14 protein-coding genes are annotated in these 13,312 nt (G+C 58.3%); 7 read left to right on the forward strand and 7 right to left on the reverse strand.

Annotated features, from left to right (window positions below):
* Nucleotides 1-74 precede the first annotated feature (74 nt).
* Nucleotides 75-1,424 (reverse strand): heavy metal sensor histidine kinase, encoded by a 1,350-nt coding sequence (locus WA225_RS23610; protein ID WP_422609859.1) that lies wholly within the window; start codon nucleotides 1,422-1,424, stop codon nucleotides 75-77.
* Nucleotides 1,424-2,104 (reverse strand): heavy metal response regulator transcription factor, encoded by a 681-nt coding sequence (locus WA225_RS23615; RefSeq protein ID WP_422609860.1) that lies wholly within the window; start codon nucleotides 2,102-2,104, stop codon nucleotides 1,424-1,426. The genes WA225_RS23610 and WA225_RS23615 overlap by 1 nt, the downstream gene beginning before the upstream one ends.
* A 165-nt stretch (nucleotides 2,105-2,269) precedes the next feature.
* Between WA225_RS23615 and WA225_RS23620 the strand changes: the two genes are divergently transcribed.
* Both WA225_RS23620 and queF read left to right on the forward strand, forming a co-directional pair.
* Nucleotides 2,270-2,803, forward strand: a complete 534-nt coding sequence (locus WA225_RS23620; RefSeq protein ID WP_422609861.1) for a cupredoxin domain-containing protein — start codon at nucleotides 2,270-2,272, stop codon at nucleotides 2,801-2,803.
* Nucleotides 2,804-2,864: 61 nt separating this feature from the next.
* Complete coding sequence (gene queF, locus WA225_RS23625) at nucleotides 2,865-3,695, forward strand: NADPH-dependent 7-cyano-7-deazaguanine reductase QueF (protein WP_422609862.1); 831 nt, start codon at nucleotides 2,865-2,867, stop codon at nucleotides 3,693-3,695.
* A 126-nt stretch (nucleotides 3,696-3,821) separates the two neighbouring features.
* Here the strand turns inward: queF and WA225_RS23630 are convergent, their stop codons facing one another.
* Together WA225_RS23630 and WA225_RS23635 are read right to left on the reverse strand one after the other, a co-directional pair.
* Nucleotides 3,822-4,085, reverse strand: coding sequence for a DUF4404 family protein (locus tag WA225_RS23630; RefSeq protein WP_422609863.1), 264 nt, complete (start codon nucleotides 4,083-4,085; stop codon nucleotides 3,822-3,824).
* 108 nt (nucleotides 4,086-4,193) lie between these two features.
* Nucleotides 4,194-4,814 (reverse strand): HAD family phosphatase, encoded by a 621-nt coding sequence (locus WA225_RS23635; RefSeq protein WP_422609864.1) that lies wholly within the window; start codon nucleotides 4,812-4,814, stop codon nucleotides 4,194-4,196.
* A gap of 198 nt (nucleotides 4,815-5,012) precedes the next feature.
* Here WA225_RS23635 and WA225_RS23640 point away from each other — a divergent pair, with 198 nt between their 5' ends.
* Complete coding sequence (locus tag WA225_RS23640) at nucleotides 5,013-5,702, forward strand: VacJ family lipoprotein (RefSeq protein WP_397482448.1); 690 nt, start codon at nucleotides 5,013-5,015, stop codon at nucleotides 5,700-5,702.
* A gap of 52 nt (nucleotides 5,703-5,754) precedes the next feature.
* Here the strand turns inward: WA225_RS23640 and WA225_RS23645 are convergent, their stop codons facing one another.
* Entirely contained in the window at nucleotides 5,755-6,054 is a 300-nt protein-coding gene (locus WA225_RS23645) for a PilZ domain-containing protein (RefSeq protein ID WP_064117870.1), read from the reverse strand.
* A gap of 275 nt (nucleotides 6,055-6,329) precedes the next feature.
* Between WA225_RS23645 and rssB the strand changes: the two genes are divergently transcribed.
* Both rssB and rssC read left to right on the forward strand, forming a co-directional pair.
* Nucleotides 6,330-7,511: a two-component system response regulator RssB gene (gene rssB, locus WA225_RS23650; RefSeq protein ID WP_064117871.1), complete on the forward strand. Its 1,182-nt coding sequence runs from the start codon at nucleotides 6,330-6,332 to the stop codon at nucleotides 7,509-7,511.
* Nucleotides 7,511-7,993, forward strand: coding sequence for an anti-sigma factor antagonist RssC (rssC, locus tag WA225_RS23655; protein ID WP_042560140.1), 483 nt, complete (start codon nucleotides 7,511-7,513; stop codon nucleotides 7,991-7,993). Before rssB ends, rssC begins: the two co-directional genes overlap by 1 nt.
* Before the next feature lie 198 nt (nucleotides 7,994-8,191).
* Here rssC and tal read toward each other — a convergent pair whose 3' ends face one another.
* Together tal and WA225_RS23665 are read right to left on the reverse strand one after the other, a co-directional pair.
* Nucleotides 8,192-9,118: a transaldolase gene (gene tal / locus WA225_RS23660; RefSeq protein ID WP_016986723.1), complete on the reverse strand. Its 927-nt coding sequence runs from the start codon at nucleotides 9,116-9,118 to the stop codon at nucleotides 8,192-8,194.
* 202 nt (nucleotides 9,119-9,320) lie between these two features.
* Nucleotides 9,321-10,274: a cellulase family glycosylhydrolase gene (locus WA225_RS23665; protein ID WP_422609865.1), complete on the reverse strand. Its 954-nt coding sequence runs from the start codon at nucleotides 10,272-10,274 to the stop codon at nucleotides 9,321-9,323.
* A 294-nt stretch (nucleotides 10,275-10,568) separates the two neighbouring features.
* Between WA225_RS23665 and WA225_RS23670 the strand changes: the two genes are divergently transcribed.
* Nucleotides 10,569-11,009, forward strand: coding sequence for a low molecular weight protein-tyrosine-phosphatase (locus WA225_RS23670; protein ID WP_064117874.1), 441 nt, complete (start codon nucleotides 10,569-10,571; stop codon nucleotides 11,007-11,009).
* Nucleotides 11,010-11,048: 39 nt separating this feature from the next.
* A complete protein-coding gene (locus tag WA225_RS23675) occupies nucleotides 11,049-13,277 on the forward strand; it encodes a polysaccharide biosynthesis tyrosine autokinase (RefSeq protein ID WP_422609866.1) in 2,229 nt (742 codons plus the stop codon).
* Nucleotides 13,278-13,312: the final 35 nt, after the last annotated feature.

Below are 13,312 nucleotides of genomic sequence, written 5' to 3' on the forward strand. Positions count from 1 at the left end.
TCGTTCACAAATTGTGATTCAACTCGATACCTGTGGGAGCGAGCTTGCTCGCGAAGGGGCCTGAATGGCTGGCCTCAATCTCCCTTGGGCAGCTCAATCACAAACCGCGTCCATCCCGCCTCCGATTCGCAACGAATCTGCCCACCATGGGCGCGGATGATCGACTGAGTAATTGCCAACCCCAACCCCGCATGCTCACTGCTGCCTTCCTGCCGCGCCGGATCGGCCCGGTAAAACCGGTCAAACAGCCGCGGCAACAGCTCTGCAGAAATCCCCTCGCCACTGTTCTCGACTGAAATGCCAACGGCGTTCGGTTGATCAACGATCCGCAAGCTCACATAACCCTCAACCGGGGTAAAGCGCAGCGCGTTATCCAGCAAATTCGACAAGGCCCGGCGCAACATACTGCGATCACCTTCGATCCGCGCATGGCCCTCACGACTCAGTCTGACCCCGGCGTCTTCCGCCAACGGTGCAAAAAACTCCAGCAACACGTCGCTCTCATCCGCCAGTTCCAGCGGTTCACGCTTGGGCATCAGCAAGCCGTGGTCAGCCTTGGCCAGATACAACATGTCGTTGACCAGTTGCGCCATCCATTGCAGTTCTTCGAGATTGCTGTGCAGCGCTTCGCGGTAATCTTCGATCGGCCGTGGGCGGGTGAGGGTGACCTGCGTGTGAGTCAGCAGGTTCGACAGCGGTGTGCGCAGTTCATGGGCGATGTCGGCGGAAAACGCTGAGAGCCGCTGAAACGAGTCGTCGAGGCGTGCGAGCATGGCGTTGAAACTGTGGGCCATTTCCGCAAGTTCTGGCGGCATTTGCGCTTCCGGCAGTCGGGCATTCAGCGATTGTGCAGAAATCCCACGGGCGACCGCGCTCATACGCCGCAACGGACGCAGACCGCTGCGGGCAGCCCAAGCGCCGAGTAATGCGGTGGCCAGTGCCGAGAGGCCGACGGTCAGCCAGATCAGATGCTGCATGCGTTGCAGGAAGTGCTGGTGATGGGTGATATCCAAAAGCAAGGTCAATTGCGGCGAAGCGGGTTTGTCCGGGTAGAGCGGGGCGTTGAGCACGCGATAGTCCGCGCCGTCGTTGGTGATCGTCGACAGACCTGTTTGCTGCGGTAAATCCTTGGGGATTTGCGTCGAACTGTCGTACCAGCGCTGGCCGTCTGCACCGGTGATGCGCAGCGACAAATCGGCCTGACGGCTGAGCTCATCCGCCAGTCGAGCTTCACGCTGAGCAGGCTGAAGATCCTGCAGCGCGCGGCGCAGACCGATCAGTTTGCCATCCAGTTGTTGCTGGTCGAGTTCGATGAAATGCGCCTCGCTGGCGCGGCTGAACAACACCCCGGCGAACAGTGAAACCACGGCGGTGCAAGCGGCAAACAACAAGGCCAGGCGTGAGCTGAGGGACAAGCGGCGCATCAGGCGCTGCGCTCTTCAAGCACGTAACCCATGCCGCGTACGGTGTGGATCAGCTTGTTGGGGAATTCGTCATCGATCTTCAGGCGTAAACGGCGGATCGCCACTTCGATGACATTGGTGTCGCTGTCGAAATTCATGTCCCAGACCTGTGAGGCGATCAGCGATTTCGGCAGCACTTCGCCTTGGCGACGCAAGAGCATTTCCAACAAGGCGAATTCCTTGGCGGTCAGGTCGATGCGCTGGCCGCTGCGCTCGACCCGGCGGCGGATCAGGTCCAGGCGCAGATCGGCCAGTTGCAGGCTGGTTTCCTGTGGCGTGGCGCTGCCGCGACGCAACAGGCTGCGCACCCGCGCCAGTAGTTCGGAGAAAGCGAAGGGTTTGACCAGATAATCATCAGCGCCCAGTTCGAGGCCGTGAACCCTGTCTTCCACGGCGTCTTTGGCCGTGAGAAAAAGTACCGGCGTATCCAGCCCGGCGCTGCGCACTGCGTGCAAAATCTGCCAGCCGTTGCGGCCCGGTAGCATCACGTCGAGGATCAGCAGCGCGTAATCACCGCTCAGCGCCAATTGCTGACCGCTGTTGCCGTCGGCCACCAGTTCCGTGTTGAACCCGGCCTCGGTCAGGCCCTGGCGTAGGTATTGGCCGGTTTTCGCTTGGTCTTCGACGATCAACAGTTTCATGGACGACTCGGTTTTGTTCGGGGGGGTAAAAACGCAAGCTTTATACAGTGAGCGCAGGCGACAAACGCCAACCTGACAAAGTTGTAATCTGCCTGTCAGGTAGATGCCAGCGCAGGCCGGCTAAAGTTTCCCACAGGCTGAACTTTATCTTGTTGGAGAACGACCATGTTTTTACGCCAATCCCTGACGTTGGCTGCCTGTCTGTTGGCGCTGAGTTCATCAGTGTGGGCCGCGCCAGCTCACACCTACGAGTTTGGCCAGCCAGCGCCTGTCGCCAAAGCCACGCGCAGCATTGAAGTGGTATTGAACGACATGTCGTTCGACCCCAAGGCGATTCAGGTCAAGGCTGGTGAGACCGTTCGCTTTGTGCTGGTGAATAAAGGTCAGTTGTTGCACGAATTCAACCTCGGTGATGCAGCGATGCATGCCAAACACCAGCAGGAAATGTTGCAGATGCAGCAAAGCGGCGTGCTCACGCCTACCGGCATGAAGGAAATGTCCCACGATATGGCGGGTATGGATCACGCGGCGATGGGTCATGGCATGAAGCACGACGACCCGAACAGCGTGCTGGTCGAACCGGGCAAAACCGCCGAGTTGACCTGGACGTTCAGCAAGGCAACCAGCCTGGAATTTGCCTGCAATATTCCCGGGCATTATCAGGCGGGCATGGTCGGCAAACTGACTGTCAGTCAGTAAGCACTCAAAGGCGCGGGCAAAGGCTGGTAGAATCCGCTGATTCTTCAGTCAGGTTTCCGCCATGCATCCCGCAGCCGAACACTCGCCGCTGGGCAAATCCAGCGAATACATCGCCACCTACACGCCGTCCCTGCTGTTCCCGATTCCGCGCACCGCGAAATGGGCCGAGCTGGGCCTGACCGCCGACACCCTGCCGTATAAAGGTGTGGATTTCTGGAATTGCTTCGAGCTGTCGTGGCTGCTGCCGTCGGGCAAGCCGGTGGTGGCGATCGGCGAATTCAGCATTCCGGCGGATTCGCCGAACATCATCGAATCGAAGTCGTTCAAGTTGTATTTGAACTCGCTGAACCAGACGGCGTTTGCCGACATCGCCACGTTGGAAGCGACGCTGGTCAAGGATTTGTCGGCCGCTGCCGGCAAACCGGTGGGCGTGCGGGTTCGCAGCTTGAAGGACGTTGAAGCGGAAGGCGTGGTGGCGTTGCCCGGCGTGTGCATCGATGATCTGGAGATCAGCGTCAGCAACTATGAGCATCCGCGCCCGGAACTGCTGCGTTGCGATGATTCGCGGGTTGTCGAAGAGACGGTGTATAGCCACCTGCTCAAATCCAATTGCCCGGTAACCAGTCAGCCGGACTGGGGCAGCGTGGTGGTGGAATATCGCGGCTCGGCGCTGGATCATGCGAGTCTCTTGGAATATATCGTCAGCTTCCGTCAGCATTCGGACTTCCATGAGCAGTGTGTGGAGCGGATTTTCCTCGATTTGCAGCGTCTTCTGAAACCAGAGAAGCTGACGGTATTTGCCCGTTACGTGCGTCGTGGTGGTCTGGATATCAATCCGTATCGCAGCACTGAAAGCGTACAGCTGCCGAACCACCGGCTGGTGCGTCAATAAAGATCCGGAATGTGCGATATCCCCTGTGGGAGCGAGCAAGCTCGCTCCCACAGGGAAGTGTGTTTCAAGTCCGGAAATGAAAAAGCCCTGCCAGTGATGGCAGGGCTTTTTTGTATTTCGGAGATCTTAAATTCCCATGCTGACCAGCGACTGCACAATGTTGCGCAGGGTGCCAGCGATGGTGGGATGGGCAACTTCAAAGCGTTCAACGGCGAGGTTCACGCCGTCGGCAATGTTCGAATCTTTGGTCTTGGTTTCGAGTTCAAGTTCCAGTTCAATCTGCGCCATCAGCGCATGCAAATCCTCACGCTCGACTTCCGACAGCGGCGGATTCTGCTCCAGCTGCTCGCGCAGGGTTTCGAGCTGTTTTTGCAGTTCTTGGGCGGGCATGGTGTTTTCCTTTTATCAGTAGGCACTGGCATTGACCGCAGCCGCGCGCCAAAGGTCTATGGCTGACCTTTAGATTAATCCACTCCCGGCAAACCTGCATGATCCCGGTCAGGGCTTTTCGCCTTTGAGCCGACGCAGATTGATGTCGGCGAGACAGGTGCCGAGCTCGCCCAAGTGATCGATCACTGAATGCACGCCTAGGGCGAATAGCTGCATCGTCGCCTTGCCACGCAGTTGTTCGCGTTCTTTCTGGCTCAGCGCTTGCCATTCTGCCGGCGCCAGGCCGCACAGCGAGCCGCAGGAGGCGAGGCCGATGGTCCACAGTCCGGCATTCAGGCCGGCTTGCAGCAGACGCGGTTCACCGCTGACCAGAACGCAACCGTCGAGACTGCTGACGTTGAGATCCATCAAGGCTTGCCAGCAGGCGTTCGGCGCGGGCCACGGGTTGTTTGTTGCTGAATGTTGCGCGGGTTTGATCCACGCCGGTAGCGAGGCCGACAACGGTTGGGCGAGGGCAGGGGGCAGTTCATCCAGCCAGGCGCAGGGAATGTGCTGGCGCTGCAAGCTCTGCAGGCTGTCGAGTGCGCCCGGCGTGGCCTCGGCGTACTCGGGCAGGGCGATGGTCTGTTGCCGGGCACGGGCGCCGAAATCCACCAGACAACCGCTGAGTCCGAACAGCACAGCGGTCAGGCTGGACGCGGTGAGGGGCAAGGTTTCAGCGTGTGTCATGGCAGCGTCCCTGAAATAACGATCAGGCTAGGGCGTGTCAGTGACAGTTGGATGACAACGGTGTGAAGGGCAACTCAGGAAGCGTCCTACAGACAGCTTCATTGCGCGCACTGTCCAAACGGCCTTTTGCGCTTATACTAGCGGCCTGAACACCCGGACCCAGATGTCCGCGACAGTACAAATCCAAGGAGTTTTTCTATGCGCTGGAGCAATCCGCTCGCTCAGCTATCTGTATGTGCCGGCCTGTTGCTGGCTCCGTTCGCCACTCAGGCGGCAACGGAAGAAGACCCTTGGGAAAGCGTCAACCGTCCAATCTTCCAGTTCAACGACTTCGTCGACACCTACGCGCTGAAGCCTCTGGCGCAGGGCTATGAGTTTGTCACGCCGCAGTTCCTCGAAGATGGCATTCACAACATGTTCCGCAACGTCGGTGACGTCACCAACCTGGCGAACAACATTCTGCAGGCCAAACCGGCTGCTGCGGGCGTCGATACCGCGCGCCTGATCTTCAACACCACGTTCGGTCTGCTCGGTTTCTTCGACGTCGGCACCAAGATGGGCCTGAACCGCAGCGATGAAGACTTCGGTCAGACCCTCGGTTACTGGGGCGTGGGCAGCGGTCCGTATGTGATGCTGCCGCTGATGGGCCCAAGCACCCTGCGTGATGCGCCGTCGAAGTACGTCGACAGCTACACCGGCATGTATCGCTACATCAACGATGTACCGGTGCGTAACTCGATCTTCGGCCTGAACATCGTCGACACCCGTGCCAGCCTGCTGTCGAGCGAGAAGCTGATCAGCGGCGACAAGTACACCTTCATCCGCAACGCTTACTTGCAGAACCGCGAGTTCAAAGTGAAGGATGGCCAGGTCGAAGACGATTTTTAATCTCGACCGGTAAAAACAAAGGCGACCTTCGGGTCGCCTTTTTTGTGTGCAGCTATTTCATTTCAAGGATGCTCAGGCCGAGCCTCTGGCTGTCGCCTTCCTGCGCCTTGACCCACACCACTTCGGTCTCCGCCTCGAGGCCGCTGAGCGCCGCGTGATCGGAGTCGATGCGCACGCGCAAACGGTCTCCAACCGCGAACTGGCGCGGTGCTTCGACCTGCATGCCGCTGCTGGACAGATCGATACAGGTCGCTGAAACCTGATCGCCTGCATGAATCAACACGACATCGGCATCGACCCGCATGCGGATGAAATCGCGCTTTTCGCTGTAGTCCCGACCGGTTTGACTCATGGTTCCGTCCTTCCATTGGGTTACGGTTTGAGCTGTTCTTATAACTCTCGGTGATTTGACAAGTAAAGTCGTCAAGCGACCATCGGCGCATGCTTGAAACGCTCTGCGGATGGGAGTACCGTCTGCGCCTTAGAAGGGCACCTCTGGTGCAACCGCGTTTGCAGACAATGCTCGAAAGCGGTGCAGCAGAGAGGCTAGAAAGCGAATCCAGTAGTCTGCGCAGGGCCCGATGCCCCGCCAACTACGCCAACCTAATTCTGGCGCCGTTTGCCCACATGCCAAAAACCAGTGCCACGCTGCTGATAATCGATGATGACGAAGTAGTGCGCGCGAGCCTCGCGGCCTATTTGGAAGACAGTGGTTTCAGCGTCCTGCAGGCCAGCAATGGCCAACAGGGTCTTCAGGTATTCGAGCAAGACACGCCCGACTTGGTCATCTGCGATCTGCGCATGCCGCAGATGGGCGGTCTCGAACTGATCCGTCAGGTCACCGAGCGGTCGCCGCAAACGCCCGTCATCGTGGTGTCGGGTGCCGGCGTGATGAACGACGCGGTCGAGGCCCTGCGCCTGGGCGCGGCGGATTACCTGATCAAGCCTCTCGAAGATCTGGCTGTGCTCGAGCACTCCGTGCGCCGGGCCCTGGATCGTGCGCGCCTGCTGCTGGAAAACCAGCGCTACCGCGAGAAGCTGGAAAAGGCCAACCGCGAGCTTGCGGCCAGCCTGAACCTGCTCCAGGAAGACCAGAACGCCGGTCGCCAGGTGCAGATGAACATGCTGCCGGAAAGCCCGTGGAGCATTGACGAGTTCAAGTTCGCTCACCAGATCATCCCGTCGTTGTACCTGTCGGGTGATTTTGTCGACTATTTCCGGGTCGACGAGCGCCGGGTTGCGTTTTACCTGGCGGATGTATCCGGTCATGGCGCCTCTTCAGCCTTCGTCACCGTGCTGCTGAAGTTCATGACCACGCGCTTGCTGTTCGAATCCAAGCGCAACGGCACCTTGCCGGAATTCAAGCCTTCGGAAGTCCTTGGTCATATCAACCGGGGGCTGATCAGTTGTAAGCTGGGTAAACACGTCACAATGGTCGGTGGAGTCATCGACGAGGAGACCGGTTTGTTGACCTATAGCATCGGCGGCCATCTGCCGTTGCCTGTGTTGTACACGCCTGACAGTGTTCGTTATCTGGAAGGACGTGGTCTGCCGGTGGGGCTTTTCAACGAAGCCACCTACGAAGATCACGTGCTTGAGCTGCCACCGACGTTCAGCCTGACGCTGATGTCTGATGGCATTCTGGATCTTTTGCCAGAACCTACGCTCAAAGAAAAAGAAGCCGCTTTGCCTCAACGGGTGAAGTCGGCGGGCGGCAGCCTGGATGGTCTGCGGCAAGTGTTTGGATTGGCCACGCTAGGGGAGATGCCGGATGATATCGCCCTGTTGGTGTTGAGCAGGAATCTTTAATGAGTACCGGTAGAATCCAGTTCGCCGAGCAGGATGGCACCTTCGTCCTGAAGTTCGTCGGTGAAGTTCGCCTGACCCTGTGTTCGGCGTTGGATGCGACTATTGAGAAAATCTTCACCGCGCTGAATTTCAACGCGATCGTGATCGATTTGACCGAAACCCGCAGCATCGACAGCACGACGTTGGGCTTGTTGGCCAAACTGTCGATTCTGTCGCGGCAGAAGGTCGGCCTGTTGCCGACTGTCGTCACCACCCACGATGACATCACCCGTCTGTTGCAATCGATGGGGTTCGAGCAGGTGTTCAATATCGTCAACCACCCGGTGCCATGCCCGGAGTGCCTGGACGACCTGCCGGATCAGGACCAGTCGGAAGAAGTGGTGCGGATCAAGGTACTCGAAGCGCACAAGATCCTCATGGGCCTGAACGATTCCAACCGGGAAGCGTTCCATGACCTGGTGAATGCCCTCGAAAGACACTGATCTGATGAAGTGATGTTGTCTGGGCTGGCCCCTTCGCGAGCAAGCTCGCTCCCACACTGGATCAGCGTCGTTCACAAATCCCCTTGTGGGAGCGAGCTTGCTCGCGAAGGCTCCAGATCAGTCAGCGCGGCTCTCAATGCAGAATAAAAAAGGGCGAACCTGTGAAGGTTCGCCCTTTTTGCATGTCGCTAACTCAAATCACAGCTTGGCCTGCAACAGCGCCTCAAGCTTCTCCTGATCGCGAGCAAACTGACGAATGCCCTCAGCCAGTTTCTCGGTGGCCATCGCGTCTTCGTTGGACAACCAGCGGAACTGCGCTTCGTTGAGGCTCAGACGGGCTTCACCGGCGTTGCCCGGTGCCAGTTTGCGCTCCAGCTTGCCGGTATCGGCGGCCAGTTTGTCGATCAGGTCCGGGCTGATGGTCAGGCGGTCGCAGCCGGCCAGTTGCTCGATTTGATTGAGGTTGCGGAAGCTCGCGCCCATGACCACCGTCTTGTAGTCATTGGCCTTGTAGTAATTGTAGATGCGGGTGACCGACTGCACGCCCGGATCATCGGCGCCGGTGTAGTCGTTGCCGTTGGCCTTCTTGTACCAGTCGTAGATGCGGCCCACGAACGGCGAAATCAGGAACACCCCGGCGTCAGCGCAAGCGGCGGCCTGAGCGAAAGAGAACAGCAGGGTCAGGTTGGTCTGGATGCCTTCCTTCTCCAGCACTTCGGCGGCGCGGATGCCTTCCCAGGTCGAAGCGATCTTGATCAGCACACGGTCGCGGCCAATGCCGGCCTTGTCGTACAGTTCGATCAGGCGATGCGCGCGTTTCAGCACAGCATCTTTATCGAACGACAGGCGCGCATCCACTTCGGTAGAGATGCGGCCGGGGATCACTTTGAGAATTTCCTGACCGACCGCAACGCCGAAACGGTCGCTGGCCAGGCCGACATCGCCCTTGCAGTCGCTGACGCAAGCGTTCAGCAGTTCGGCATAAGCGGGAATGGCGGCCGCTTTGAGCAGCAGGGAAGGGTTGGTGGTGGCGTCGACCGGTTTGACTCGGGCGATCGCTTCGAAGTCGCCGGTATCCGCAACCACGGTGGTGAATTGTTTGAGTTGTTCCAGCTTGGAAGTCATGGGCGTGCTCTATCCTATGGGTCTGATGACATTACCCGAGCGCTGACGGTCACTCAAGGGCGTGTACGTGTATCGATGGCCCCTGCGGCAACAACCTGAAAACGATTGTTTGAAAGGTGGGGCGGGCTATCGATGAATACGATGCCAAAACAACCAACAGGTTCAAAGCAACCGACCTGCGTACAGGCCGGTTGTGCACGCATTATTGGGCGTTCAACAGGGCTTCGACCGACATGCGTGCCGGTTTCGGCTGCCCGTCGGACGTCAGCAGGCCGAAGTTCTTCTCGCGTTCGTTGCTGCCGGTGTCGCTGTTTTTCCATTCGTAGATGGAGGTCAGCGGGATGTTGAGTTTTTTAACATCGCCGATAAACGCGTTGATCTTGCTCGCTTGCCCTTCAGGCCCGCCATTGGACGCGAGCGCCGAGATCCCCCATTCACTGATGACCCCCGGCAGGTGGAAGTTCTGCTGAATGAAGTTTTGTGCGTTGCTGATCTGCGTGGCGGTCATGCCATAGGGGTGATAGGACACCGCGCTCAGGCATTTTGGGTATTCGCTGACGATGCGATTAAGCGCCACCGTAGAGGCCGAGCCTGCGCTGGGTGGCCGGGCGAAGCCGAAACCGATCACCGGCGTCGATGGCGGTTGCCCTTGCAGCGTCTTGCACACGGCGCTCATGAACGGCACAAACGTGGTGTCGAACTTGCCCGTCGGCCAATAGGTTTCCAAGTCCGGCTCGTTCCATAACTCAATTGCGACCATTTGCGAGCCGTACGACTGTTCCAGGCCGGTCACGGCTTTGGCGAAGCCTTCACCGGCGCGGGCCAGTTCGGCGTTTGAGGTGGCGGGCAACGGCTTGATCGCGCGGACCGTCAACAGCACCTCCAGTCCCGCAGATTTGGCCGCTGCAAAAGCGTCGCTGACTTGTTGCTGATAAGCCTTGGCCGTCAGGCTTTCGCTCCACACGCCGAAGCGGACAAAACCGAAGCCTGCCGTTTTGATTTGTGCGGCGTCGGCCGCCGTGAAGTTCTGGATCTTCACCTGAACGCCGATGTTTTTGGCGGGAAGGTTAGGGAACAGTTCGCTGGCGTGGACCTGCGTTGCACCCAGCACTATCAGCGCGAGGGCGCCGAGTTTTTTGAGATGTACGGATTTCATGTCTGCTCTCCCGAAGAGAAGTGACAACTACGAATGTTTTATCTCGTTACTCAATTTTCGAGTGAGGTGATGGCACTTAGTGCACGAATGTTATTTTTTGTCGGAAAACAATTACCCGAAAATCACAGTTATTTTTAGTCCGTTAATTGTGGTTGGGGCGCTTTTAAACGCTGTGGTACTTAATGCTTCGGTACTAACAGGGCGAATCTATTTCTGAGTGCAGGAAGATCTTGAGGGTTCATTCAAATGCTCTCGGGATGTTGGCCGTTTGACATTACACAGGAAAGTAAAACCTTGTTCAGAAAGATCCTTGTTGTTTGCGTGGGCAACATATGCCGAAGTCCAACGGCAGAACTGATGCTGCGCAACGCGCTGGCCCCCTCGGCCATCACCGTGTCCTCCGCAGGCCTGTCGGCGCGGGTTGGCGAGGGTGTCGAAGCCTCCGCCCGCCAAGTGCTGGAAGACCATGGGCATAGTGCCGAGGGCTTCACGGCACGGCAATTGACCGCGGACATCGTCAATGAATCAGACCTGATTCTGGTGATGGAAAAGCAACATGTAAATCAAGTATTGAAGATTGCCTCTCACGCCAGAGGCAAAGTGTTTTTGCTCGGCAAGTGGCAGAGCGAGCGCGAAATACAAGACCCGTATCGTCAAGGCAAGGCCGCTTTTATTCATGCCCATGCATTGATTGAAGATGCTGTCAGCTCATGGGCACAACGCCTCGCGCGTTGATGAATATTCTTCAGATCAATGAATGGTAAGAACAGACTTATGCAGTTACCGTCCGTCATCGGCACCCGCGACAATGATCAAGACAGTATTGATCTTCTCGGCATATTCGGCAGTTTGATCGATCAGAAGTGGTTGATCGGTGCGCTCACCGGCGCCTTCATGGTCACCGGGGTGGCCTACGCAGTGTTGGCCACCCCGGTTTACCTGGCGAACGCGCTGGTGCAGGTCGAGCCGAAAAAGAACGACATGCTCGGCTTCTCCGACCTCAACAGCATGCTCGGTGGGCAATCGCCGTCGGTGACCGAAATCGGCATCATCAAGTCCCGCGCGGTGATCGGCAAAACCGTCGATGACTTGCGCCTGGACATCGATGTCACCCCCAACACCTTCCCGATGATTGGCGGTTTTCTCGCCCGCCGTTATCGCGGCGAAACCGAGACCAGCGTCGCTGCGCCGCGTTTCGGCTTGAACAGTTATGCCTGGGGCGGTGAGCGTCTGGAGTTTGCCCGGCTCAATCTGCCCAAAGAACTGCTCGGCAAGAAACTCACCCTGATCGCGGGCGAACAGAAACACTTCCAGTTGCTCGATGACAACGACAACCTGCTGGTCGACGGCGTCGCCGGTGAAGCGTTCGCGCAGGACGGCGTGGAAGGGCAGATCACCCAGTTGCAGGCCAACCCCGGCACGCGTTTCGAAGTGGTGCGCAACCCACGGATCGTGACCATTCAAGGTTATCAGGACGCGCTGGATATCTCTGAGCAGGGCAAGGAGTCGGGGATCATTCGTCTGGCGCTGGCCAGTTCCGACGCCGCGGAAGCGGTGAAAATCCTCAACAAGATTGCCGCGCTGTACGTCGATCAGAACGTGCGTCGCACTTCGGCGGAAGCGGCGCAGAGCCTGGCCTTTCTGCAAAGTCAGTTGCCGCAGGTCAAGCGTGATCTGGCCAAGGCCAGCGATGCGCTGAACGCCTATCAGACCCACGGCAAGACCGTGAACATCTCGCTGGAAACCCAGTCGGTGCTCGGTCAGTCGGTGGCTCTGGAAACACGGATCTCCGAGCTGAAAATGCAGCAGGCGGAGATGGACCGCAAGTTCACCAAACAGCACCCGGCCTATCGCGCATTAATGAGCCAGATCGGCGAGCTGACCCAGCAACAGAAGTCGCTGGAAGGCAAGGTCGGCGATCTGCCCGCGACCCAACAAGAGCTGCTCAACCTGACCCGCGATGTCGAAGTCGCCTCGCAGATCTACACGCAGTTGCTGAACAAATCCCAGGAGCTGGACATCGTCCGCGCCGGTGCCGTGGGTAACGTGCGTCTGGTCGACGCGGCAGATGTCGACCTGACCAGCCCGGTCAAACCGAAAAAAGCCCTGATCGTGATCATCGCCACATTCCTCGGTGCCTTCGTCGGTGTGGCGCTGGTGCTGCTGCGTAAATCCCTGAGCCGTGGTCTGGAAGGCCCGGAAGCCATCGAGCAACTCGGCCTGCCGGTGTACGCGTCGATTCCGTACAGCGCCTTGCAGCAGGAAGAGGACAACAAAAAAGGTCGCGCCCGCGACGGCGTCGACAAACCGGCGTACCTGTTGGCGCTGCGCAACCCGACCGATCTGTCGATCGAATCGATCCGCAGCCTGCGCACCTGTCTGCACTTCGCCGGCCTCGATTCGACCAACAATCGCATCATGATTTCCGGGCCGAGCCCGCAGGTCGGCAAGACTTTTGTTTCGTCCAACCTCGCGGCGGTCATGGCCCTCAGCGGCCAGCGCGTGGTGCTGATCGATGCCGACATGCGCAAAGGGCACCTGCACAAAACCCTCAACACACCGATCACCAACGGTTTGTCCGACCTGCTGGTCAAGCGTTGCAGCATCGATCAGGCGATCAACAAAGTTGAAGTCGACAACCTGCACTTCATCAGCCGTGGTCAGGTGCCGCCGAATCCGTCCGAACTGCTGATGCACGCCAACTTCCGCGAACTGCTCGCCGAACTGAGCGAGCGCTACGACCTGGTGATCATCGATACACCGCCGCTGCTGGCGGTGACCGATGCGGCGATTGTCGGCCGTGAAGCGGGGATCAGCCTGATCGTTACGCGTTTTGGGGTGAACCCGGCCAAAGAGATCGAACTGACCATTCGCCGCTTCGCGCAGAACGGTATCGAGTTGAAAGGCGCGGTGTTCAATGGCGTCGAGAAGCGTGCTGCCAGCTATTACGGCAATGGCGGCTACGGCTATTACAACTACGAATACGCGTCCGACAAATCCTGACTGTCAGCGACTGTTTTTCCTCTTTGAAGTGGGTG

The sequence above is a fragment of the Pseudomonas sp. genome (assembly GCF_049300855.1).
Classification (GTDB): domain Bacteria; phylum Pseudomonadota; class Gammaproteobacteria; order Pseudomonadales; family Pseudomonadaceae; genus Aquipseudomonas.

Coding starts and splice junctions, on each gene's coding strand:
- WA225_RS23610 (WP_422609859.1), bottom strand. CDS start 1,424: ATGCGCCGCTTGTCCCTCAGCTCACGCCTGGCCTTGTTGTTTGCCGCT.
- WA225_RS23615 (WP_422609860.1), bottom strand. CDS start 2,104: ATGAAACTGTTGATCGTCGAAGACCAAGCGAAAACCGGCCAATACCTA.
- WA225_RS23620 (WP_422609861.1), top strand. CDS start 2,270: ATGTTTTTACGCCAATCCCTGACGTTGGCTGCCTGTCTGTTGGCGCTG.
- queF (WP_422609862.1), top strand. CDS start 2,865: ATGCATCCCGCAGCCGAACACTCGCCGCTGGGCAAATCCAGCGAATAC.
- WA225_RS23630 (WP_422609863.1), bottom strand. CDS start 4,085: ATGCCCGCCCAAGAACTGCAAAAACAGCTCGAAACCCTGCGCGAGCAG.
- WA225_RS23635 (WP_422609864.1), bottom strand. CDS start 4,814: ATGACACACGCTGAAACCTTGCCCCTCACCGCGTCCAGCCTGACCGCT.
- WA225_RS23640 (WP_397482448.1), top strand. CDS start 5,013: ATGCGCTGGAGCAATCCGCTCGCTCAGCTATCTGTATGTGCCGGCCTG.
- WA225_RS23645 (WP_064117870.1), bottom strand. CDS start 6,054: ATGAGTCAAACCGGTCGGGACTACAGCGAAAAGCGCGATTTCATCCGC.
- rssB (WP_064117871.1), top strand. CDS start 6,330: ATGCCAAAAACCAGTGCCACGCTGCTGATAATCGATGATGACGAAGTA.
- rssC (WP_042560140.1), top strand. CDS start 7,511: ATGAGTACCGGTAGAATCCAGTTCGCCGAGCAGGATGGCACCTTCGTC.
- tal (WP_016986723.1), bottom strand. CDS start 9,118: ATGACTTCCAAGCTGGAACAACTCAAACAATTCACCACCGTGGTTGCG.
- WA225_RS23665 (WP_422609865.1), bottom strand. CDS start 10,274: ATGAAATCCGTACATCTCAAAAAACTCGGCGCCCTCGCGCTGATAGTG.
- WA225_RS23675 (WP_422609866.1), top strand. CDS start 11,049: ATGCAGTTACCGTCCGTCATCGGCACCCGCGACAATGATCAAGACAGT.